Annotated in this window: 22 protein-coding genes; all 22 read right to left on the minus strand. The window is 41.6% G+C overall.

The window, feature by feature from the left end:
• Nucleotides 1–115: 115 nt before the first annotated feature.
• The 22 genes from V7124_RS03185 to V7124_RS03290 all read right to left on the minus strand — a co-directional run bounded on the left by V7124_RS03185 (nucleotide 116) and on the right by V7124_RS03290 (nucleotide 22597).
• On the minus strand, nucleotides 116–871 hold the full coding sequence (locus V7124_RS03185) for a GntR family transcriptional regulator (protein WP_335485897.1): 756 nt from the start codon (nucleotides 869–871) through the stop codon (nucleotides 116–118).
• Nucleotides 871–1554 carry a 3-oxoacid CoA-transferase subunit B gene (locus V7124_RS03190; protein WP_335485900.1) on the minus strand — a complete coding sequence of 228 codons (684 nt, stop codon included), beginning with the start codon at nucleotides 1552–1554 and terminating at the stop codon, nucleotides 871–873. Before V7124_RS03190 ends, V7124_RS03185 begins: the two co-directional genes overlap by 1 nt.
• Nucleotides 1547–2239: a 3-oxoacid CoA-transferase subunit A gene (locus tag V7124_RS03195; RefSeq protein WP_420490500.1), complete on the minus strand. Its 693-nt coding sequence runs from the start codon at nucleotides 2237–2239 to the stop codon at nucleotides 1547–1549. The genes V7124_RS03190 and V7124_RS03195 overlap by 8 nt, the downstream gene beginning before the upstream one ends.
• 19 nt (nucleotides 2240–2258) lie before the next feature.
• Nucleotides 2259–3212: an MBL fold metallo-hydrolase gene (locus V7124_RS03200; RefSeq protein WP_335485905.1), complete on the minus strand. Its 954-nt coding sequence runs from the start codon at nucleotides 3210–3212 to the stop codon at nucleotides 2259–2261.
• A gap of 16 nt (nucleotides 3213–3228) precedes the next feature.
• Nucleotides 3229–4926 carry a CocE/NonD family hydrolase gene (locus V7124_RS03205; RefSeq protein WP_335485909.1) on the minus strand — a complete coding sequence of 566 codons (1698 nt, stop codon included), beginning with the start codon at nucleotides 4924–4926 and terminating at the stop codon, nucleotides 3229–3231.
• Between the two features lie 171 nt (nucleotides 4927–5097).
• Entirely contained in the window at nucleotides 5098–5511 is a 414-nt protein-coding gene (locus tag V7124_RS03210; protein WP_335485912.1) for a Zn-ribbon domain-containing OB-fold protein, read from the minus strand.
• A 3-nt stretch (nucleotides 5512–5514) separates the two neighbouring features.
• A complete protein-coding gene (locus V7124_RS03215) occupies nucleotides 5515–6678 on the minus strand; it encodes a thiolase domain-containing protein (RefSeq protein ID WP_335485914.1) in 1164 nt (387 codons plus the stop codon).
• 40 nt (nucleotides 6679–6718) lie between these two features.
• Complete coding sequence (locus V7124_RS03220; protein WP_335485917.1) at nucleotides 6719–7720, minus strand: phosphotriesterase family protein; 1002 nt, start codon at nucleotides 7718–7720, stop codon at nucleotides 6719–6721.
• Between the two features lie 21 nt (nucleotides 7721–7741).
• Nucleotides 7742–8764, minus strand: coding sequence for a phosphotriesterase (locus V7124_RS03225; protein WP_335485919.1), 1023 nt, complete (start codon nucleotides 8762–8764; stop codon nucleotides 7742–7744).
• A 472-nt stretch (nucleotides 8765–9236) separates the two neighbouring features.
• Entirely contained in the window at nucleotides 9237–10685 is a 1449-nt protein-coding gene (locus V7124_RS03230; protein ID WP_335409689.1) for an aldehyde dehydrogenase family protein, read from the minus strand.
• A gap of 14 nt (nucleotides 10686–10699) precedes the next feature.
• Nucleotides 10700–11686 (minus strand): ornithine cyclodeaminase family protein, encoded by a 987-nt coding sequence (locus tag V7124_RS03235; protein WP_335409686.1) that lies wholly within the window; start codon nucleotides 11684–11686, stop codon nucleotides 10700–10702.
• Nucleotides 11687–11734: 48 nt separating this feature from the next.
• Complete coding sequence (locus V7124_RS03240) at nucleotides 11735–12790, minus strand: dihydrodipicolinate synthase family protein (RefSeq protein ID WP_335409684.1); 1056 nt, start codon at nucleotides 12788–12790, stop codon at nucleotides 11735–11737.
• Between the two features lie 196 nt (nucleotides 12791–12986).
• Entirely contained in the window at nucleotides 12987–14228 is a 1242-nt protein-coding gene (locus V7124_RS03245; protein ID WP_335485921.1) for an MFS transporter, read from the minus strand.
• Between the two features lie 20 nt (nucleotides 14229–14248).
• Nucleotides 14249–15148, minus strand: coding sequence for a VOC family protein (locus tag V7124_RS03250; RefSeq protein WP_335485924.1), 900 nt, complete (start codon nucleotides 15146–15148; stop codon nucleotides 14249–14251).
• Nucleotides 15149–15161: 13 nt separating this feature from the next.
• Nucleotides 15162–16154 (minus strand): VOC family protein, encoded by a 993-nt coding sequence (locus tag V7124_RS03255; protein ID WP_335485927.1) that lies wholly within the window; start codon nucleotides 16152–16154, stop codon nucleotides 15162–15164.
• A 62-nt stretch (nucleotides 16155–16216) separates the two neighbouring features.
• Nucleotides 16217–16753, minus strand: coding sequence for an aromatic-ring-hydroxylating dioxygenase subunit beta (locus V7124_RS03260; RefSeq protein WP_335485930.1), 537 nt, complete (start codon nucleotides 16751–16753; stop codon nucleotides 16217–16219).
• 29 nt (nucleotides 16754–16782) lie between these two features.
• Nucleotides 16783–18126: an aromatic ring-hydroxylating oxygenase subunit alpha gene (locus tag V7124_RS03265; protein WP_335485933.1), complete on the minus strand. Its 1344-nt coding sequence runs from the start codon at nucleotides 18124–18126 to the stop codon at nucleotides 16783–16785.
• Nucleotides 18127–18214: 88 nt separating this feature from the next.
• A complete protein-coding gene (gene hcaB / locus V7124_RS03270) occupies nucleotides 18215–19030 on the minus strand; it encodes a 3-(cis-5,6-dihydroxycyclohexa-1,3-dien-1-yl)propanoate dehydrogenase (protein WP_335409672.1) in 816 nt (271 codons plus the stop codon).
• A 278-nt stretch (nucleotides 19031–19308) separates the two neighbouring features.
• Entirely contained in the window at nucleotides 19309–20199 is an 891-nt protein-coding gene (locus tag V7124_RS03275) for a LysR family transcriptional regulator (protein WP_335485936.1), read from the minus strand.
• A gap of 77 nt (nucleotides 20200–20276) precedes the next feature.
• Complete coding sequence (locus V7124_RS03280; RefSeq protein ID WP_335485939.1) at nucleotides 20277–21038, minus strand: cyclase family protein; 762 nt, start codon at nucleotides 21036–21038, stop codon at nucleotides 20277–20279.
• 47 nt (nucleotides 21039–21085) lie between these two features.
• Entirely contained in the window at nucleotides 21086–21961 is an 876-nt protein-coding gene (locus V7124_RS03285) for a 3-keto-5-aminohexanoate cleavage protein (protein WP_335485942.1), read from the minus strand.
• A 225-nt stretch (nucleotides 21962–22186) separates the two neighbouring features.
• Nucleotides 22187–22597 carry an acyl-CoA thioesterase gene (locus V7124_RS03290; protein ID WP_335409663.1) on the minus strand — a complete coding sequence of 137 codons (411 nt, stop codon included), beginning with the start codon at nucleotides 22595–22597 and terminating at the stop codon, nucleotides 22187–22189.
• Nucleotides 22598–22609 lie beyond the last annotated feature (12 nt).

Below are 22609 nucleotides of genomic sequence, written 5' to 3' on the forward strand. Positions count from 1 at the left end.
TGCGGGGTCTCACTCAGCTCGTGCATCCCGCAGGAGTCGAGCACCTTTCGCTCCAATCAACAAGTTCTAAAATCAACAGTATTAATTTCACAGCCTTTTGAAAAAAGTTAAAGGATCAACGATTGACCGTGAAGGAAAACTTATAGTCATCGGCTTTATGGACAGCCCTTCTCCAGCCTATTAGTCGATCATTTCGCGTGTACAATTTTGTCTCTATTATGAGAACAGGGTCACCTATGTTTATTCCTAAAAGCTCTGCCTCCATGCTGTTAGCACTTGACGCACAGATTTGGTGGTCGCCTCGAGATATAAAAATGCCTTGTTCATTCTCAAGAAGCCTGAAGACACTATCGACCTTCTCAACCTCTTTTTTAGTCAGCTGGATATCCTCCGAGTTGGACAAGTAAGTCTGAGCCCATACCAGTGGTTTCCCTGAAAGAAAGATTAAGCGGGAGATTCGGAGAACCTTATCACTCGGTGCTAGACCAAGAATGGTGCATAGTTTCTCTGTAGATAACACACGATCAACACTTAATATTTTCGAAGTACAATCCAACCCTTGATCGCGAAGAAAACCAACGAGTCCTCCTAACTCTAATCCTGGAGGTCGCACTGGGAGTTCTTGAACAGGGAATGTGCCCCTCGCTCGCTCCCGGTAAACGTACCCTTCATCGGCTAGCTCCTTCAGTGCCTGGCGAATCGGTGCTCGACTCACATTGAAGCGCTCAACAAGTTCATATTCCGTACTGATAGGGCGACCACTAGCACCTACAGCAGCCTGTATCTCACTAATCAATATTTCCTTGATTTGTTTATAAAGTGGCACTGATGAACTGCGGTCAATGGAAGGTTCTGTAGAATGCTTAACCATTATTGTGCAGTCTCTCCTTGTGCTAGACCAGTGGTATGATTCTTAAGCGAAGCAGCAGTGTGCTCCTGCAAATATTCGAACGTAACCCCAGGTGCGAGTTCTTGGACGATAAGGCCCTCATCTGTCACGTCAATTACCGCAAGATCTGTATAGATTCGATCTACACAGCGCGGAGCGGTCAGTGGGTACGTACATTTCTCAACAATTTTCGGAACTCCTTTACTCGTATGCTGCATGCAGAGGAATACACGCTTTGCGCCGACAGTTAAATCCATCGCTCCTCCAACACGCCCAAGCGGTTTGTTAGGGAGTTTCCAACTAGCAAGATCACCGTACATTGAGACTTGAAATGCACCTAATACGGCTGCATCAAGGTGACCGCCGCGGATCATGGCAAATGAGTCTGATTGTGAGAAAAAGCTGCCGCCCGGTTTTAATGTGATGGGTTCCTTACCAGCATTAACAAGGTCCATATCTTCTTCCCCTGGTTCTGGTTTTGGACCTAAACCAAGGAGACCATTCTCACTATGCAAAATGATTTCTCGGCCTTCAGGAATCACATCAGCCACAAGCGTAGGGATACCAATACCAAGATTCACAAACCAGCCATCTTCTAAATCTTGAGCTACTCGAGAAGCTAACTCAATTTTTGACCAGCCAATTTTCAGTTCGTCTTTAACCATTTACTACCACCCTCCCTTCCGGTTCGGTCTGCAATTTTACTAATCGATGGACGTAGACGCTCTGTGTTGCAATATTCTCTGGATCCAAATCCCCAACTTCTACAATTTCATCTACCTCAGCAATGGTAACTTTCGCTGCAGTAGCCATTACCGGGTTAAAATTACGCTGCGTCTTATTGTAAACAAGATTCCCCCAACGATCTGCACGATGTCCCTTGATAAAAGCGTAGTCCCCCGTGATGGCGTGTTCTAAGACATGCAGACGGCCATTGAACATACGTGTTTCCTTACCTTCTCCAAGCTCCGTATGCGCTGCCGTCGGTGTATAAAAAGCAGGAACACCTGCACCACCCGCACGGATACGTTCTGCTAATGTTCCTTGAGGTGAGATTTCTAACTCAATCGTGCCATTTTGAAGTCGTGCAATTAAGTCGTCAGCATGTGGCCCAACAGGGAAAGAGCAAATGATCTTTTTTACTTGATTATTGCTGATTAAAGCTGCAACACCATCGCTAACGGCTCCAATATTATTTGATACTACAGTTAGATTCTTTGCCCCTTGCTCTACCAAAGCAGCAATTAGTTGTGACGGAAGACCGCTTCCACCGAAGCCTCCAACAAGCAGCGTTGCTCCATCATGGATATCGGCAATGGCCTCAGCTGTATTTTTAAACTGTTTCTGAATCATTCAGATTTTCCTCCTCTCATTCATTATGTGAATTAATTTTAAGTTCTTCATGGTAACCATTCATTGTGACAAAGAACGCACATGGTAAGTTCCGCGGATCACCTTTATAGCCAATCTCTTCAGCAATTGATCCAAACGGTTCATACAGACCATTCTGTTTAGTGGGAAGTCCATTCGTTAGATGGCGCTTTACCACATCTCTTAATTTTGCATCCATATCAAGACTGGCTTGTAATACCGTTGCTACTTGTCCACCCTCGATTTGTGCACTATCCAAATCGCCATTGATATTGCGGAATGGATGACCTAGGAATAACCGATTGGGACGAACTTCATCTAGCAAACGTTGGACACTTTTGCGATATAAAGTTGGTTTTTCAATCGTTGGTAAGCCACTAAACCCGCCATACATTTGAACCGCATCCGCTGCGAATGCCCAATCCAATTCATCCAAAACAAACGTTACAGACCCAATGGAATGTCCTGGAGTTTCAATCACTTTAAATGTGATATTACCTCCAAGATGGATGGAATCACCTTCAACTACCTCCAAATCTGGTTCGATCGGACCGCCAATATCGGTTGTTAGCATGTTGATATGTTTTTCTTGTATGGCTGGATCGCTGATGTATTTTCCTTGAAGTGACTTGTAATCAACAATTTGTTCATTTATATCTCGCAATAATCGAGCCTCTTTTTTTGGAATGACTACTTTGGCATTTCGTCCTGTTTTTTCCCATACCGCAAAAGCGCCGCCGAGGTGATCCACATGACCATGCGTTAGTAAAATCCAACGAATATCCTCAATGCGGATACCGTGTTTGGCTAAGGTTGGCTCTATGTCTTGCCATGCCGAGATACTCACACCCGTATCGATAATAGCTGGTTCCGGTGCGTCCACATAATAGGCAAATGCGGAAATGGGACCAAATTTGCATTCAATTGGTATTACACGTACTGATTTTGTCATATTGTTCAGTCCTTCGTTACTTATTCGTAACGTCAAATTGTTTAGGTATTACTGGTAAAACTAAACAAGATGGGTGTTCTGCATCTCGATAGATTTTGTGGGTTGTTGCACGCCCACTTGGCAGATGATAACTATCTGGCGGCAGTAATTTGGCATCTTCTCCATCAAGAGGTTCGTTACAGGCAAGTTCTAATTCAATCTGATGTCCTGGGTTAATTAAGAACGAGAATGGATATAAACGGATTGCATACTCGTTAATTTCACCAGGTGTTACTGGTACCACACGATTATGTGGGTGCCATGGCTCACCGTAAGTTGATTTTTCTGCATTTAATTCACGATGAGATGCTTTTAAATAACCGGATGTCATTAATGTCCGTTTGCCGCTTGGATTCACATCATATAGCTTGGCAATGAAGTTTGTATCGTCTGTATCGATTTCTGCATGAATATATAAAGCCCCTGTACCTGTCATTTCTACAGGCTCACGGAATTTATCACTCGTCCATTTAATCTTCTCTGATGTTGTTGTTACGGTTAATGGTGCCTGGTAAAAGCCATCTGGATGTGCATATTCCGATGTTAATGGCTCTGGTTTCTCACTAATTTTGTGGCGCGGACGCAAGTAGAACGCTTTCTTTTCTTCATATGGCAATGGCCAGTGATCTTCTTTGCGCCATTTGTAAGAACCTTCAACAGAGAATTGCACGGTTGGTTCGTCCATAATGCCATTTTCAATGCCCTTTAACCAGTAATCATACCAGCGGAACATTTCGTCATGACTTTCATGGAATGGGCGTTCCAACATGGGCGGAAGTGCTTGGATATCAAGCTTTTTAATGCCGGATACTTTGTGGAAGCATTCGATTGTCCCTTCAACGTTCCAACCGCGGCCCCATTTAGCTTGGAAGTAAGTCGGGATGTTGACTTTATGGGCTACTTCGATTGCGCTATCTTTTTGCCAGAAGGGTCCATCAAGTGGATTTAATAGGTAATCCATCCATAATTCGTGACGGTCTTGATAATGTAATAAGTGAACGAAATCTGACCAATGTGCAATATCTGGGTCATTTAACCGCTCTAATGTCTTCTCTTTGAGCTCTTCAGGCGAGAAAACCTTAGAACTCTTACTAGCTACATTATTGAATGCGTTACCACTATCACCGCCACGTCCTTCACGAGAGGCTCGAGGCATTAACCACATGATACCGCCATGATAACAAAGTTCATAAAGATCGAAGTGCCCACCGTTAGCAAAGATTGCTTTTAAATGTGGAGGCTGCTCTGCTGCCCCTAATATTTGAACAGATGCAAAGTAGGAAATGCCGATCATCCCGATGTTGCCATCGCACCAATCTTGCTCAGCCATCCATTCAACGAGGTCATAGATATCTTTACCATCACCATGACCGCCAGAATTATAGTTACCACACATTTCACCTTCAGAATGACCTGTACCCCGTACGTCAGCGATAATATGTGCATAGCCATGTTCTACAACTGCACGAATATCGCCCGCCTCAATTGCACCGTTCCAAAGATGACTTGGGCGTGCTTGGGGAGGTAATGTTAACGCTTGTGCTTGCAGTTCTTTCCCATACGGACTGAGTGCAAGTAATGCTGGTACTTTGTCTACTCCATCAGGAAGGTAGATATCAGCAGCGATATGGACGCCATCACGCATAGGAATGCATACATCCTTCATGATTCTCATTTTTATCTGCTCCTCTCTTCCATTCTTCTAAGTTTATTCGTTACTTCTCAATTCCTTGTTCAACCTTCACGGGCACGAATAACCTCTATTCGTTACCTCTTAACCCCTTGTTCAACCATTACGGGATCAAATAACTTTATCAAAATCTTACTTTATGTTTCTATTAAGCTATCAACCTTCAACAGGTGTAAAGCAAGGGATATAAGGACCTGGATTATCTTGATCTCCGCTTTGTTTAAATACAACCTTAACCCTTTGATTGATATGCACCGTATCGAGGTCACAATCGACGATATTAGTCATCATTCTTGGACCCTCATCAAGTTCAACGAAGGCAATTGCATATGGGACACCTCGTCGCATCACGCTATAGGTGTAAATGCTGCCAGTGCCCTTCGCCTCCACCCAGGTCGTTTTGTCACTCATGCAATGCGGACATAACACTCGTGGATAATAATGAAACTCTCCACAGGAATCGCATTGTTTTACCAACAGCTTTCCTACTGCAGCAGCGTCCCAATATTCTTTATGTTCTGGATGAATCTCAGGGATCGTCATCGATCTTTCTTGATAGGTAGTTCCCATTCTTTACACCCTTTCCATGATTAGTGTTGCGCTGCCGTGACGGGTTGCTAAACCTCCACCAGTTCCGTGGGCTAATGCAATGTTACAATTTTTCACCTGGACTTGAGGGTTGGCTTCACCACGAAGTTGACGAACAGCTTCGATTACTTTCACGATGCCTCCTCGACTTGCTGGATGGTTGTTATTCAATCCGCCGCCATCTGTATTAATGGGAAGTTTTCCAATACCTGAAATCAGGTTCCCATCAGCGACAAACCTGCCACCCTCGCCCTTTTTACAAAAGCCTAAGTCTTCAAGCTGCATTAACACGGTGATCGTAAAGCTATCATAAATGGACGCATATTTAATATCTTGAGGGGTAACTCCAGCCTCCTCAAAGGCTCTGGGTCCTGACCAAACAGCTCCTGAATAGGTAAGGTCCGTTTTTCCACCAAGTAATCCTTTAGGTGCTTCACCCGCACCTAATACTCTGACGGGTGGACGTTTTAGACTTTTTGCGATTTCAGGTTTTACAATAACTAAAGCACCGCCCCCGTCGCTTACGACACAACAATCTAATTTATGTAATGGGTCAGCAATCATAGTGGACGACAGTACATCTTCGACAGTCACTAAATCGCGCAGCATCGCATTTGGATTGTGTTGCGCGTGATGGGAAGCTGCTACTTTAACCCAGGCTAATTGCTCGCTCGTCGTGCCGTATTCATACATATGACGCATCGTGGCCATTGCATATTCATTCACAGCCGTAGGTCCAAATGGAAGTTCAAACGGTGTATCTGGAACATTCGCACCTACCTGTTTCTGTTTAACACCACTTCTTCCTTCTGAGCGGGGCCGGCCAGCCATTGTAATTAATGCGACATTACATTTGCCTGATGCGATTGCCTGTGCAGCATGTGACACATGGGCAATGTACGATGAACCGCCAGTGTCTGTACCATCAACATGCCGCACATTAAGCCCTAAGTAATCGACCATCGACAGCACTCCGCCTGGCGCATCACCGGCACAAAAATAACCATCGACATCGGAGAAAGTGAGTCCTGCATCCTCTAGTGCCCCCTTGGCACATTCAGCATGTAAGACTGCCACGGATTTATCCGGAGCCTTACGTGTTGGATGTTCGAACGCACCTGCAATATATGCCATTCCTTTAATCGTCATCTGAATTAACCTCCCGTTGATAACCTTCCGTTTTTACCAATTAACGAGATTCTTTCACGGCTTCTCTTTTTGCAAAATTGAGTTCTTGAGGTTCCTGCATGGTTAAGAACTTCGTTGGATTATGAATTAATAGTTGTTCAAATACTTCTTCACCGACACCAGCTTTACGCAAATCCGGTAAGAATTCTTCGAACAGGTAGTTAACAGAATGTCCTTTTAATCCTGGCCATCCTAGAGCACAGCAATTGGCGTCTGCCGAAATAAGGGCACGGTCGACATAACCTTTGTCAAGGAAACGAAGGAAATGTTCCACACGATCTTGTCGTGGACGAGACCAATATGGTGCACCTACCATCTCACTGTCGTAACCGATAGTATCGAAACCGACCCATCCACCTAAATCTGCAATCAGGTTATCACGGTTTTCATCAAGATAGCCGCCATCATCCGCGTGCCCCATTAGTACGCGATCAAGTGTTAAACCCTCTTCATCAAAAATAGCAATGGCGGTTTCAGCATCTACACATAAATGTGTAATAATTGGTGCACCTGTTTTTAATGCTGCTCGGGCTGCAGCCCGATAGATGCGTTTATCCAGTTCACTTAATTTCCCACCGCGGCTGACACCTACTTTGATTGCACCTGCTTTTGCACCCGTACCATCAATGCCAACTGTAATTTCATGGATGAATAAATCCATTAGGTACTCAACTGATTTATCACGGAAATACGGTAAAGCAGAGTCTCCCGCTACAAAGCCAGTAACAGCAATAATATGAACACCCGTTCTACGTGAAAGTACTTGGAAGTATTCAACATCGCGTCCGTTTCCAATCCCCGTACAATCAACGAAGGTTTTACCGCCAAATTCACGGAAGCGACGCAGCTTTTCAATTGTCACTTCAAACGCTTCTTCAGGTTTTTTCCACCATTGTGTGTCTAAGTCACATCCCGGAAGCCCAAATCCAATATGTTCATGGACTGCTATAATCCCTAAATCTTCTACCGGGATGGGACCTAAAACTGTATTTACCTTAGCCATATATTTATTCACTCCTCACATTTAGTTTTTTACTGATTCCTTTTCCGCTTTAACTGATGTCACAACCGTTAGGACTCGTTGTGGGTTATCTTCCAATAACGTTCGAACTTGCTCGTCCGTTAAACCAGCTTGCTTTAACATTGGCACGAATGTTGTCAGTAAGTAATCATAGCCGATATCTTTTGTGTTATGACCTTTGGCCACACCAAAGGCATTTGTTGAAATAAGCACACGGTCTCCGAGGCCTTCCTTAAACAGTTCGACGATTAATTGAACACGTTGTTCGTCGTTAATGTATCCTTCATGTGTAGCCGAGCCAACGTGGTCTAACGCCACCATTGCATCTTGACGAGCAACCGCGAATGCTTCGCTACGTTCAACAGCATCTATTCGGTCAAGTCCACTGATTATCACCCGGTTTGGTTCAATGCCTTCAGCTAATAGAATTTCTAGATCACTTACAGCATTTGCACCGTATTGTACAGATACAGGTACTCCTGTTGTGATGGCTGCTTGCGCTGAACCACGGAAAAGATTTGTTTCTTTCTCAGTAATCCCACTTTGACTTGCGATTGATGTCACTAATCCCGCTAGACCTGAACGCTCAATACGTGGGACAACGATTCCTTCTGTTACTTCTTTTGCGAACAAATCTGCAAATTGTTCTGCTGACCAAGGAGTTGGCGGATTTTTTTGCGGTGTCACAAAGTAACCGCTTAACATTGGCTCAGGCCCTAAACCTGTTGATGCTACGATATGAACCCCTGTTGTTTTAGATAGTGTTTCGTAAAGTTTTACATCACGACCATGAAACATACCACTGCGATCGACAATTGTCTTCCCGCCTGCACGACGGAAATCAGTAAGCTTTCTTTTTAAGACGTCAAAGATTTCGCTCTTGTCCATATTAATCTCAGGTGCATATTCTGCCCCAGGGAAAACGGAAAGAAGTGATTCATGAATGAGGACAACCCCTAAGTCTTCAGCTGGCACAAGTCCAAGAACAGTACGAACAACACTTTTTCCTTGTAAATTTTCTAGCATTGTAAAACCTCCTATCATTTTATTGACATCACCTTAGTTGTATTTAAGGTGATGATTTTGTTTTTAAGAGTTATTTGAACAGACCAGTTGGTTTAATAATAGCGGAATCAAAACGCTTAAACAGACCAGTCGGTTCATTAAGGCGAAAAGTTCAACTGGCATACCCGCCCATAATGCGATTTCTCTAATGTAATCGCTTACTATACGGTTAAATCAGTGATGTGAATCGATGTTGTTAAGACCATATTATTACATTGTTATACCAAAGTCAAAATATTTTTTAGATTTTTCTAAATTAAAGGAATATTAGAATACTAGTATAATATTTACATACAAATGAACATTATTTCCCAGTTTTTAGTTGAATTTCATAGGAAGGCCATTCTATAGATTTCGAGCTGCTTCGGATACATTAAAAATAGGACATCTGCTTTGATTCTTGCAGATGCCCTATTTCATGCGATTCCTCGATTTATTTTTGTAAATTGAATACAACCATTCTAACTTCTGTCATTTCTTCCACAGCATACCTTGGTCCTTCTCTGCCGGCACCACTTTTATCGATTCCTCCGTATGGCATAATGTCTGCACGGTAGGCAGAAGTATCGTTGATGATTACCCCGCCTGTTCTAATCGTTCTCGCTGCTTTCCATGCTAAATCGATATTGTTTGTGAAAACGCCAGCTTGTAAACCATATTCTGAGTCATTGACGTACGCAATGGCTTCATCAAACGTTTTATATGGAATGATTGAAGCAACTGGCCCAAATACTTCTTCGCAGACTACCTTCATTGCAGGGTTTACATTTTTTAGGATCGTTGGGTACATCATGGCACCCTCACGATTACCTCCTACTACGACTTCTGCACCCTCTTGAACTGCTTCCCGTACCCATTCTTCAACCCTTTCAGCCTCTTTCAAACTAATCATCGGCCCAACATCTGTAGCTTCATCTAATGGGTTTCCAACTACGAGACGATTTGTCGCTTCTAGCATTTTTTGGGTGAAATGCTCTACTACATTTTCCTGCACGTAAATCCGTTGTACAGATACACAAAATTGACCTGCTGAACCAAAAGCTCTTTTTGCCAATAAATCTGCTGCTACATCAATATCCGCATCCTCATGAACAATATTTCCTGAATTATTTCCAAGCTCTAATGTCACTCGGTTAAAACCGCTGTTTTTCTTAATTTGCAAGCCCACCGATGGACTTCCAGTGAAGGTAATCATTTTTTTACCAGGATGTGCAACTAAATAATCCCCTACCGTCCGGCCAGAACCAATTACTAAATTCATATACCCCTTTGGCAATCCTGCTTCTTCTAACAGTTTACATAAATAAATAGCAGACAGTGGAGTAGTCGATGCAGGTTTTAGCACGACCGCACAGCCAGCTGCTATCGCTGGCGCTACTTTATGAACAACTAAATTTATTGGGAAGTTAAATGGTGTAACCGCTGCTATGACACCTACAGGAACGCGAATATATAAGCCCATTCGGTTTTCTGAACCTGGCACCGCATCAAGAGGAACTGTTTCACCGTGAATTCTTTTAGCCTCTTCGGCAGCAGTCAAGATCACAGCAACACCCCGGTTCACTTCAGTAATCGCATCTTTTAAGGGTTTCCCGCCTTCCCTAGCAATTAATTTAGCCATCTCATCCGCATTTTTCTTAACGAGTTCCGCCGTACGTCTCAGGATTTCAAATCTTTCATGTGCCGCTAATGGACAATTCGCCATCGCTTCATTGGCTGCTTGAATGGCTGCGTCTATATCTTGCTGCCGGGCAACAGCAACGTTACCGATAACCTCGTCGGAAAACTTGTCGTATACCTTCATCGTTTCATTTGACTCGAGCCATTCCCCGTTAATATAAAGTCCTGTACCTTGTTGAGTTACCGAAAACACATTACTCATTGTTCCTCCCCCTCCTAATTAAACAGTTTTGCTTCCAAAAACTCACCGACATCGGTTCCTACCTTTAGCCTTTTGGCTTCTTCATAAACAGCCCGTGCTGCCATGATATCCTGAACGGCCGTTCCAACCGATTTGAAAAGAGTTATTTGTTCGTCATTGATTCGAACTTGGCGACCTGCTGCCAATTCTTTCAGCTCAACTACTTTGGAACGGTCATATTGCCCGCTTTTAATGGCTTGCAGTACATCACCGGATTCCTTTTCAAGATGTACGGTATCAATGACAATGCCATCTGCCTTCTCAAAGGTATCGGTATCTATTTCTCTCATAATAGGCATAGTCGAGCCAATCGAATTTACATGCATGCTCTTACTCATCCATTTGCCTTCAAAAGCAACTCCGTTTCCTTTTGTGGACGTATTGGTACATACATTCACAATATCTGCACCTTCTACAGCCATAAATGGTGACGCGACGGCTTCTACTTGTATTCCCAGCTTTGCGCTCATTTCCATTGCAAAAAGCTCTCTGCGTTGAGGATTCGGACTAAATACTCTTACGTATTCAATCTCTCTTACCGCACAAACTGCCTCTAGATTCGTACGTGCTTCCAGCCCTGAACCAATTACGCCAACAGTCCTTGCATTTTCTCTTGCCAAATATTTAGTCGCTAATCCGGTCGTCGCACCGGTTCGAACCGCTGTTAAATAGGAGGAATCCATCATGGCTTCCAAATTGTTATCCTTTTGATCAATGATTCCGATTAAATAACGGACCTGATCATTGCTTTTAAAAAATGCTTTAAAGCCCATATAACCGCTATCATTCATTACAGCAGGCATTAACCGAAAAAAACCTTGGTTATTCGTGGACATATTCATTCGTGGCGGCATGATCACGCCTCCGTTATATTCCTCTACAAGTCCCTTTTCAATTTGATCAATAATCGTTCGCATATTAATGGCCTGCTCAACATCTTTTAAATTTAATATTAATGTCATCGTAATCACCCTTACTTGATAATTTAATAAATAAGTAGAAGCCGCAAGTTAACTCTGCTTCAGTAAGTTGTTTTCATTCTTTACGTTAACTTCTGGATTACGACCAATGAAGAATTGTCTATCATCATCATTCGTTACATCAATTCCAGAATTTATAAGTGCTTGTCGGATAGCACTCATTTGAGTCTGGTTTATTTTCATGGTTGGTTGACGTAATGGTCCACCATTAAAGCCTGTCAGCCAAGATGCATATTTCCAAAGCATCCGATTCACTAAACCCGCGCCATCCGTAGATGCCATAAATCTTCCAATTGTCGATCTAGCAGGGGTTAGTTTCCAATATTGCTCATAAACTTCTTCAAATCTTCCTTCATTCATTAAATTAAATAGCTTTGGTAAAACATCACCGTACATTTCATAGTTACTCGTACCCATCCATTGAATCGGCACTAAATTACCTAGTGCAAATGCATCTTTTTCTAATGGAGTTGTCACAATAACATCATCATTAAATAGTTGATAACATTGAGTGAAGCCGGCAATTAATGGCATTCCGCCCTCTGCTTTAATTGCAACAATGTTTGGTACATCATCAAGTAGTTGTCTAATTATTTTCGGATCGATTGCTGCTGGATGAAGACGTTCAAAGTTCCAGAGCGGAACAGGAAATAGAATGACACCTAAGTTTGTCTCCTCACAGAATGCTTTCGTATATTCATAGATTTCTTGACTGTCCTTCGGGTAAAAATTCGCAGGGTATGACAGCAGAACAAGCTCAGCTCCAGCTTTTTCAGCGGCTTGAACAGCTGCAATATTCTCTTCTAACGTATGAAAACTTGCATGGTGAATGATGGTAAGTTTCCCTTGTGCCTCATCTACGGAGATTTCTGTAAATTGGATATACTCTTCAAGAGTAGTAGCCGTTTCTGCTACAAGTAATGTACCAGTAAACCCCAACTCAATTGATCTTCTTACATCATGCCTGATGCCCGTTTCGTTTAATCCTTTCAAATCTTGTGTAAACGATGGGATCACAACGTTTGCAAGTCCATGTAAATTTTCTTTCGCCCATTTTCTAGATTCTTGTCTTGTATACAGTACCATTTTATTTTTTCTCTCCTTCAAACAGATAGTGGAAACGCTTTACTAACAATAGAATACTAGACCGCGATAATAATTTGAAATATCAATAAATTATATTGATAATAAGGTTTACTTATTACCACCGACAAAAGCCTCCCTGATGAGAGACTTCCATCAAAGAGGCAACCTTATTTAGATTAATTCCCAACGAAAAGACTTATACAACAATATCGACTTCTTTGTTCACCAAAACCTTAACTGGCGCTGTTTCACGGAGAAATAGCGAGAAAGCAAAAGCTAAAAATGCAGCACTAGAGCTAATAATAAGTGGCGCTGCTAACCCCCATTTATCAGCGGCCATACCACTCAACATTGGATTTAAAAAGCCGCCAAAGAGTTCCCCAATACCAATAACTAATCCGACAGCCACTCCAGCATATTGGACCGGAACAGTTTCAGCCGGAATGGTTGACATCACCAATGACCCTACACCCATCCCTGCCGAAAATAGAAATACTAATACTAGAATTAATGCCATTGAGTCCATATAGATTAGGACAAGTGGAGTAAACCCGGAAAGGATTCCAAAAATGAGTGATGCCTGTTTTCTACCAATTCGATCTGAAAGAATCGGAACCAAGATTCCAAAGATGGCGAACCCCGCTCCAAAAGCAGCCATAACTAAACTCATTTCGCCTGGAGACATGCCTTTTGCGTTCACAAGGAAGACTGGACCAAAGATATTGAAAGACATAACATAGATTAAGAAGAAGCTGAAAATAATGATCGATAACCACATGTTTCGGTGTTTGAATACTTCCTTAACGCCCGCCTTTTTATTTGGAGCAGCAGAAGTGTTGATTGCTTTATCCATTACTTGCGGATTTCGCAAAGTCTTCATGATGAAAATGGCTAAAATGATACCTGGGATGATCGTAAGATAAAAAGCCGTGTGCCAATCAAAGACATTTGCCAATGCAACAATGACAAGCGGTGCTAGAAAGCTCCCAAAAATGGCATTTCCAGTATTCATCGTAAGTCCCATGTTGAATCCACGACGCTTCTCTGAAGATTCAACCGCCAAAATGGATTGTGTAATCGGTGTGATTGGACCTTCGACTATTCCCATAATCAATCGTAATACAAACAGAGTAGCAAAAGACGATGCCAATCCATGCATTAAAGAAACGAGAGAAAAACCGAGTACGAAAAAAGCTAAGAGTGCTTTTTTACTTTTCACCTTATCGGACAGATAGCCTCCCAATGGACCAGAGATAGCCCACGTAATCGCTAACGCCGAACCAATTAATCCGATTTGGGTATTGGTTAGTGTGAAATCCTTCTGGATAAAAGGAATCAAATAATTAATCGCTAGTCGATCAAAGAAGACAAATCCTACTGAAAAGAAAAATAGTGCTACTAATTTATTCTCATAACTCCAAAATTTACGTTTTTCCATCTACAAATCACCCTTTCTTATCACGAACCATTTTTAAATGAAGCTGGCATTTGTACACCCCATGAACTCATTGACTTGGTGATATCATTCCAAATCAAGGTTTCTGCTCGATCATCGACAACACGTGGCATTTCGGCACTCAACTCATAACGATTCCCACAAGCCCAATAATAAGCGTATAGATTCGCTCCAAGCGCATGCCTTCCTACTCCAAATTCTAGTTTCAAATCATGCAGTGCAAGCATATCCAATGCTCGTTTCATATGGTCGATATTTTCAAAAAGAAAGGCAATATGATCTAACGATTCTGTCGGACCGCCTACCCCACCCATGAAAGCTAATTCGTGGTGGTATTCCTGTACCCGAGACCAAACAGCGCCATAAACGCCCGGAGCTGGCATGAAGATATCAGACATTTTAAAATCCAAAGCGCTTTCTAAAAACTGCGCCAAAATTTTTGGATTTGCTACCTTTAGACCTAAATGATCGAGGTCATGAGGACCCGCTCCTTTTAAAGTTCTATTTGGACTAAAGGCTGGATTGAAATAGGACGGTCGATCCTCAACTGTTATCAATTCCATGCGAATCGGAATATTCGTAGCAGGCAAATCAAAAGCGATGCATTTTTTTTCACTTGGCTCAGCATCAGTACGCTCTTCTACTTTAATTCCATAGTCTTCAACCCGTTTTTTATAAAATTTTAAATCATCATCATTTTTTACTTGGAAAGCAAAATGAGCAATTCCCGCTCCTCCTGGTGTTAAGGCTAAATCGTAGTTATTATCAAACCCGCATCCAAGATAGATCGTTTCGCCAAGTCTCCCCATTTCTTTAAGACCAAACACATTGACATTATAATCAATAGCCTTTTTAATATCGGGTACCCTGAGCTCAGCATGAGCTAATTTTTCGATTGCCATGTTTATTTCTCCTTTACGATTTGAACATTTCCAATAGTTCAATGACTACTGAATATTCAGAGGTTGTATCCATATATGCATATTTGCCTGAACCATCATAGAAAAGTCCTTCTTGAATAGTCGGAAAACCAAGCTGATTCAACAAATCTCTTTTCTCATCGAGGTTTTCAACAAAGAAGGCAATATGGTGCAGCCCTTCTCCATGTCTTTCTAAATGTTCAAGCCATGTACTTGGTGAATCTTGGTCTGGTTGAACTAATTCAACTTGTATACGCGGTGTTTGAATAAAAGTAAAGTGGCTTCTACCCTCGGTAGGCTGACCTTTATAGCTCGCCACTTTGTTAACCGCCTCAAAGCCTGAATGAAAAATGGTCGATGGCCCAACACCAAGCATCGTACACCAAGCCTTTTGCGCCTCTTTCACATCTTTCACTACAAAGGCCATTTGAACAATTTTGCTTGTTCCAAGAAGCGGTTTTCCTTCATATTGACGATCACCTGTAAGTGGAGACAGTGATCCATCGGGCTTTGGTCCTTCATGCTCTAACAGTTCAATTAACGTTTTGTACTTCTCGCGTGTCTCCAGGAAAGCGTATCGACCTTTATCAGGATAAAACTCACCTGATTGAGCGACAATATACTTTTCCTCCATAGTTGCTACTGTTTCTGAGATTTTATCAACGTCAAAGGCAAAATGATTATATCCTTCCCCAACCTTGTCTAAACACTCTCGCATTAGGTTTGGAACAGCATCAGGCTCAACAAGTTCAATTTGAACACCTGGCGTTTCAAAAAATGCTAATTTGTTTCTAGCCGGGGTAGGCTCTCCATAGTATTTCACCTGTGAAAATTCTTGTGGGGCAGTTACAAATGGTTGCGGAACTGCAGTACCTAGTAACTTTGCCCATGATTTGGAAGATACTTCAATATCTTTGACAACAAAACAAATTTGATTGATCTCATTTGTACCTACTAAAGATTTTTTTACTAAAGGTTGTTGACTCATTAAAAACACTCCCTATCAATAAAGCGATTACCTAACTGCCTTATATTTATAGATTCTAAAATTTATAGGAAAAGCTGTAGATTTTTCATCCCAATGATCGTTGAATCTGCTAATATTTCCCGCTTCACCAATTTCAGCCCATCTTCTGTTTTTTCGATAATATCGCACCGTTCAGCTGAAAGAAGCTGATATTCTACAGCTTCAAGGCGGTTCCGCGTCATCAGGATATAACTCTTCACATCAAAGCGGTTATCATCCAATCTTGAAACACGAACATTTGTAATAAATCGACGTGCTCTTGAGGCCGGGTCTTCTGCCCAAGCATAGTCCGTTTCCATACGTCTAACACGTAAGATCATTGATTTATAGTTTTCATTAAAATGAAACATCTCTTTTGAAAAATGCGTTTTAATAAAGTTTTCACGCGTTGACCGAACTGGCATGGTATACTGTAAATTTTCACTTAACAGTGTTGTCCATTCCCTAAATTGATTCCCATCTAACAAAGCTGCCTCTGTTAATAAAAAACCATAGATTTCTAAATAGATAGGATCATTAAAATTAATAAACATACTGCTCGCTTTTACTTGACCGCTCATTTATACCCCTCCTCTTGCTCATCCGTATTTTAAGATTCCTCTGACATCAATTGCGCCCAGTAACCGAAGAAATTGCGTGAATTTTGTTCCGTATAGGTGGTTTGAGCAATTTTTTTCCCTGGTCCTGGCCAATTCCCTGGTTCATGTTCTGCATCCAATCCCATAATATAATGGAGTTTTAACTGTTTCTTCGCTGTTACCCCTTTTGTAACCCTGGCAATACCACTCCATACTTCCGCATCATCCGCCTCAAACATTCCACTCGCACCAAAATTACGAATATAATTGTCTCTGCTTGCATCTTTAAACTCTTGAGGAGCTTCTTTTTCAACTAGGAACCAGCTGAGAAGTTCAATTTCATTTGGTCCTTTTGGCTGCCATACCCGCATTGACATAAATGGAATCGGGTATTCGTTTTCTTCCAAGCCTGGAAGCTGCATAACATTAAGCAAAGAAAAATTGGGGAATACATTTCCCGGAACAAAATTCGATCTTCTTAATGCTTCCAATTGTGGTTCTGTCAGCTTGGCATGTGCTGCTTCGACAATTTCCTTCGGTAAAGCTAAATACTCAGGTAACGGAATATTTGGGGGAGCACCTATTACTCCAATACCATGACCATTTTCCATTGCAACCTGCACACCAAAACTCGCAAACATAGGATTCGGCGGCAACTGACCTAACTCCACTCCGGAGTAGTGTGTCATGACAGTGTGATAAGAATCTGAAGCAAAATTGTCAGCAGCAGATTTCCAGTTTGCTTTAATGATCCAGCGTGCCGGTTCTCCAACCACTTCCATCCCTAGTGGTGTACGATTGAAGTACAAGTCGATATACCATTTCATATCACCTAAATATTCATCTAACGGAGCTGCATCTTGGTTAAATGTGGCGAAAATCAAGCCTGCATATCTTTCAACGCGAGCGTTTACCAATTTAAATTGATTTCTGTCAAAAGCACCTTTATATGCTTCTTTCGCTGCAGGTGCTCCCATTACGGCCCCATCAGCCTTGTAGGTCCAGCCATGGTAGATGCAACGGAACGATTTTGTATTCCCACTGTCCGTACGGCAAAGGTGCATCCCTTTATGCATACAAACATTTAATAAAACATTGATTTTATTCTCATCTTCTCGAACAACGATGACAGGATCATTGGCAACAAATCGTGTAACATAATCCCCTACGTTCGGAATTTCCGTTTCATGGGCGACAAAATTCCAGACCTTCGAAAAGATTTTTTCCTGTTCAAGATCATAAATTTCTTGGTCTGAAAAGATTCTTGGTGAGATAATACCTTTTTCAGCATCCACTAAATCACTAATTTTTGTGCCGTCACTGAGCTGTGTTTCTTTGAGAGTCTTATTGATCACTAAAAAACAACTCCTTTTTAAATTTTTTATGAAAAGGTATGATTCCAAAATTATGAAGAATGTCTTACACGAAATCGCTTTCAATTTTTCAGAGATGCTCTCCGCCTGCTGCAGAGTGGAATCCCCGTACGCCTAACCCGCCGTCGCTATTGATGATAACACCTGTCATCGCCATTGAATCCTTGTTAGAAGCCAGCAAGACATAAGCACTTGTATGTTGTTTAGGTGAAGGTACGACGTGCAGAGGATTCGTTGTCTTCATTAGATTCTCGATATTATCTACTTTTGATTGGGTTTGGCTTTCTTGACCTAATGCAGTCGGACCTCTTAAATCCGTAAGCGTGCCGCCAGGAGCAACCCCATTAACACGAATTTTTGGAGATAGTTCATATGCTAATTCACGGACCAGTCCGACCACAGCATGTTTGGATGCCGTATAAAGCGGGCCACCGCCTGCAGGGTAAAATCCTGCATTCGATATAGTAAAAATGATATTTCCTTGTGTTTTAAGTAATTCTGGCAGTACAGCTTTGGCACCGTAAAGAGGTCCTTTTACATTAACGCCAAAAAGCTCATCAAATGATTTATCAAGCTTTTCATTTGGCAAATCTAGTAATGTCACAAAGTAATCAAAGATGCCTGCGTTGCCGATAAATGTATCAATTTTCCCAAACTCTCGGACCGTTTCTGCTACTGCTCGTTCATTATCCTCGATTCGGGTTACATCCCCTTGAACCACTACAACATGATCGCCAAACTCTTCCTGCAAATCTTTTACTTTTTCATGCGAACGTTCTAATACACCGATACGGGCACCCTCTTCAATAAACCTCTCAATCAGTGCTCGACCGATTCCAGAGCCTCCGCCAGTGATTAATGCAACTTTCCCCTCTAACCATCCCATTCATTTTCAGCCCCCTTATGAAGGTACAGCTAAAGGAAACACTTCCAACAATCCTTTAGCACACCTTTTTTAAAAAGATTAGCCAATGTTCTTGAACTTTGATTTCTGTTGAGCCTCTCTTATACCAACCAGTCTGTTTAATTCTATCAATTCTAAATGATTTTTCAAGAATTTTCTGTTAATTATAAATAATATACTTTTCCAGCTGGGTATATCGTACCTTGTATTTGTAAAATTTTGAAATACCAATGATTTATTTCCGCTATAAGCTCTACTTATTACCGCCAATTGATTACTTCTAGCTCTTTTAAAAACAATGGAATAGACGGATTAGGATTTGTTTTTTTCCAAGCAACCACAATATCCACCGTGTGATTCCATTCTTCAATCTCTATATATTTAAGCGAAGGGTTTGCATATACTTCTAGGTGCTTGGGGAGCACCGCGATGCCTAATCCTGCCTCAACAATCATCAATACGGTTTCAATTCTTGTGTTTTGTATGGATATATTTGGTAAAAATCCATGATTTGCAAAGAGCCTAAATAAATGGTCATATCCTTGTGGAGATTCTTTTCTCTCAAGCATGACAAATGGTTCATCCTTAAGGTCATAGATTGAAATACTCTCTTTGCTGGCAAGAGGATGTTCCTGATTCATAAACACAACATATGGCTGAGAAAATAATGTTTTGAATTCCCATTCGCTATTATCCTGGGGAATGAAAGACATCGTAAAGGCAAGATCGTCTTCTGCGTTTCTTAATCTTTCAACAATTTGGCCGGTTTGATAGTGATTTAGATTGATTTGAATCTCAGGGTATTTTCGCCTAAATTCCTTTACCAAATTAGGAAGGAACTTTTTTACAGGAGCATTTAAAAAACCAATGCTTATTTGTCCCACTTCACCAATTGCAGCCTTTCTTGCTTTTTTAATCGCGGCTTCGGATTTATTTAACATTTCCAAAGCATCTTTCAAAAAAACACTGCCAGCATGGGTTAATTGAACCGAATGTTTATCCCGATTAAACAGTTTAAAACCGATTTCTTTTTCTAAACTAGCAATTTGCTGGCTTACTGCTGGTTGCGCTACAAACAGCTTTTTGGCTGCCTCTGTGAAATTTAAATGTTCTGCAACAGCAATGAAATAACGTAATTGACGAATTTCCATAAAATCCTCCTCGTAAAAAAACAGTTTACTAGCTTATTATTTATGAAAATTCCCAGTTATATTAATTCCTCAAACAATTATTCTACAATTGCTACTGCTCGAACGGACCCTGCTGTACCGCCCTTGACTTTTATCGGAAAGGCACTAAATGTAAAACCATGTTTTACCGGTACCTTGTCGAGGTTTGCTAGTTTTTCAATGTGAAAGTACTCTTTTTTACGTCCGATAAAATGAGCAGGGAACAAAGCACTCTTATTTCCAGCCTTTACATCCGCCACCATCGCACCAAAAGGTCGATCAAAGGTATATGTGTCAATACCCATAAGCTTAACCCCCTGATCAATCAACCATTCCGTAGCTTCTCCAGTCATGCCTGGCTGATCCCTGAGGTAACTTTCCGTATAGATGTGTTTATCGAAGCTAGTCATTATCAATACAATGTCCTTCGGCTTAATCGTGTACTCCATATCTGCTAGTGCTTTTTGAACATCCTCCACCGTAATTCCGCTTCTAGGTTCTTTATGGCGCATATCCAAAATCACGCCATTGCCATAAAACTCCTCAAGGGGAAGTTCATCAATCGTACGTGAGGGTTTTCCTTCCGTAATCGGACCAAAGTGAATTGGAGCATCACAGTGCGTGCCGATATGGGTAAAAACCTGAGCATTGACATTCTCAACTGCAAGTGCGAGACCGTCTTGAAAATCACTAGGGTTGATACCAAGCTTGTCTGCAAGCTTCACTGCCTCTTGGGCACTGTCAGAAAACTCCACCTTGGGCGGCCATGGTTCGGCAAAAGGATTACCTTCCCAATAAACACTCAGATCATAAAACTTCAATTTGCATCCCCCTTCCATTTTTCCATTTTTTGAATCATAGAAACTACTTAAATACTTTTTGAAGCTTCTACTTTTTTAATTCCTAACATTTCTCTTGCTTCGTCAGGAGACGCAATCTCGTAGCCTAAATCCGTTGCGATGCCCACGATTCTCTCCACAAGCTGGGCATTACTTGTTGCAAGTTCACCTTTTCTATAGTAAATGTTATCTTCAAATCCAACGCGGACATTCCCGCCAAGCAGCAAGGATGCAATGGTTGCTTGATGCTGCTGCGCTGCAATTCCCATTGCTCCAAAGAACACACCAGAAGGTAATTTCCGAACCATGTGGGTTAGGTTTTCCATACTAAATTGAATCGAACCTTGATTGATCTTCTGCATACCAAAAACAAAGTTAAATGAAGCCGGACCATCGATGATCCCCATCGGCATAAAAATATTAACTACATCCTCAAGCTGAGCATGGTTAAAGATTTCTAATTCAGGTTTAATATTCCGTTCCTTCATGATTTTTGCAGCATTTACCAACCAGTCACGATCCCATAAAGTAGGTTTAATAAATTTCCCCGTATATGCCTGCATCAATCCACAATCAAGTGAAGCCATTTCCGGAAAGGCATCTAATACTTGTAAGCCATCATCAATATGGCTTTCTGGAACCATTGCAGGTGCTGTACTAAATTGGGTAATAATATTGCTTTTAGCCGTGACTTCAGCCTTAATTTCCTTAAAAACATTCACATCATTCGTCGGTCTCCCATTGATATCCCGGGCATGGATATGGGCAATCGCCGCTCCAGCATTTAAACATCGATATACCTCTTGTGCAATTTCCTTCGGCTGCTCTGGAAGCGCAGCGTTAGCTTCCTTCCCATGAAAATTACTAGTTGGTGCAACAGTAACAATTATTTTCCTTTTAGCCATAATGAATTCCTCCTGTTATATTAATTTTTGGCTGTGTTAATGGATACTGTTGATTTAAGAACCTGTTGATTGGAGCGAAAGGCGCTCGACTCCTGCGGAATGTACGAGCAGAGTGAGACCCCGCAGGTGCGAAGCAGCGAGGAGGCTCACGGCGAGCCCGCGGAAAGCGTAGCGCCTGTAGCGTAAATCAACAGCCAAGTTTAACACAGCCAATTTTTAAAAAATCTAAACGGAAACCGGATCGTGATGTTTAAGTAATTCTGATCGAATAAAATCCGGTATAGGGACAGATTTTCCTGTAGAACGGTCAATAAATACGTTGGTAATGCCTCCCTTAGCAACTAGAACATTTTCTTTGTAAAAGCTAAATGAAAATGTGTAGGATGACTTACCAATTTTAGAAATTGAGGCCTGCACTTCCAACTCGTCATCGTATTCTATATTTCCAAGATAACTACATTCCACATGGACACGCGGCATATCCAAACCTAATTGAAAAATCTTTTTATATGAATAGCCGATTCTCCTAAAAAAATCATGATCCATAATCTCAAAATAACGGAATATTGAACTGTAATGGATACGTTGTGACAAATCTGTATCTACAAATTGAATGCGAATGTTTTTTGTAATCATTCGTAATGGTCC

The organism is Neobacillus niacini (assembly GCF_036961885.1).
In the GTDB taxonomy this organism is placed as follows: Bacteria; Bacillota; Bacilli; order Bacillales; family Cytobacillaceae; genus Neobacillus; species Neobacillus niacini_H.